At 48.6% G+C, this 1,207-nt stretch carries 1 protein-coding gene; it reads right to left on the bottom strand.

Annotated features, from left to right (window positions below; all coding sequences use genetic code 11):
* Positions 1 to 125 precede the first annotated feature (125 nt).
* Positions 126 to 1,178 carry a nucleotide-binding protein gene (locus CIK76_RS12085; RefSeq protein WP_096286798.1) on the bottom strand — a complete coding sequence of 351 codons (1,053 nt, stop codon included), beginning with the start codon at positions 1,176 to 1,178 and terminating at the stop codon, positions 126 to 128.
* Positions 1,179 to 1,207 lie beyond the last annotated feature (29 nt).

Below are 1,207 nucleotides of genomic sequence, written 5' to 3'. Positions count from 1 at the left end.
CTCTCAATTCTGAAGAGCCCGTTTACGGGAAGAAGAATCGCCGTTTAGCGCGGCTGCGCTAAACGGCGGTTCTTCTGCATTTTCAGATTCCCGAAACCATGTCCTGAAACGGTCGTAGATCACTACTAGACTGTTGACGTTTTTGGGACATGATTTTCGAAGGAGCCGATACTTTCGTCCATTATGTTAACGTTTCGCCTAACCGCCACGTTGGCCGCTTCTAGCGCGTTGAGAAGAATCTGTCGATCATCCCAATTGTCCTTTAGATCAATCCAGTGGACGCCTTCGATATCGGAGATGGGGCGAGTGAAACCTTTGCGGACCAGGATGGTTCGTTGATCATCCATCGCTAATGCCATTCCTGCTTCAAGAATGACATTTTGACGAGCTTGGCCGGTTAGTTCTTTTTCAGGGCTTCGATCGCTTGGCTTGACGAACTGCTTATCCAGCCTGGCTTGATCGTCGGGGGTAAATAGGACCACCACTGCCTGGGCGTTCATGAGGCCAGCCTTAACAATTTCTAACGTAGAGGGGGAGGGCTTATTGGTAAGCTGACGTGCATCAGTCCAGGTCAAAGGTAGTGCATCGACATGCTTTAGAAAACGCTCAAGAGTATTTTTGGAGTCTAGGTCTCTGCCGTGAACGATAAAAACCCTGCGAGGATCAAGGTTAAGTTTTTGCATTCTTTCCTCACTGATTTCGTTTATATTGTTGACGCGTGGCCATGGTTTCATCCATTCCGGAGTGGATGATTCAGAGTCATTAGCTTTAGTGTCACGCCATGAGGCGACCCAGTTTTGTGCTGGTTTCTCGGGCGGAGATGAATTTGCGGTTGCTGGTAACGCGACCGATTGGTCGCTCAGAATAAACCCTAAGCGTTCCAGTTCCTTTTCCAGATCATCGAATTCTTGCCCCTCGTTGCGCCGTTCCGCTCCATATGGATCCTCGTAGTACACGGTGTTGACGAGCTTGACGAACTGATGATCGGCGTCAAATTTGGCTGTTATTGCTTTCACCATCTCAAGCGCCTTTTTGGGTTTTGAGACGCTTGGTTCTTCGATCTTAGGTGCGAATTCAATCCAGAGAGCGCCTAGATCATTGTGGGTGATGTACTGGTTGCTTCCTAATGCCCGTGCGAGCTTACTTCTCAAAGCAGGAGTGAAAAATTCTGCGGTCATGATCTAATACGGCTCTTCAGAATTGAGAG

The organism is Glutamicibacter sp. BW80 (genome assembly GCF_002332385.1).
GTDB lineage: Bacteria > Actinomycetota > Actinomycetes > Actinomycetales > Micrococcaceae > Glutamicibacter.
This window is presented reverse-complemented; position numbering and strand designations above follow the sequence as displayed.